Annotated in this window: 1 protein-coding gene; it reads right to left on the bottom strand. The window is 45.4% G+C overall.

Features of this window, described 5'->3' with window-relative positions; translation table 11 throughout:
• On the bottom strand, nt 1-229 hold a 229-nt coding region (locus O4H47_RS18110), incomplete at both ends, for an ABC transporter permease subunit (protein WP_269395415.1).

The following is a 229-nucleotide window of genomic DNA, read 5'->3' as shown; positions in this document are numbered from 1 at the left end:
ACGGTAAACAGTTCGGTAGTCAGTTTGTATAGGTGAACGGTTAGCGTACGACCTGAATCCAATAAAGAATCCGGAATACGTGCAACCATACCTGCTGTCAGGAATACTGGAGCAGACTCACCAATGACACGACCAATACTTAGAATGACCGAGGTTAAGATACCTGGCATTGCGCTTGGAAGAATCAAACGCCAGATAGTGTAAATCTTAGAAGCACCGAGGCCATAAG

Source organism: Maritalea porphyrae, from assembly GCF_027213965.1.
Taxonomy (GTDB): Bacteria; Pseudomonadota; Alphaproteobacteria; order Rhizobiales; family Devosiaceae; genus Maritalea; species Maritalea porphyrae_A.
Note: the sequence above shows the minus strand (reverse complement) of the source record. Positions and strands in the feature narration are given on the sequence as shown.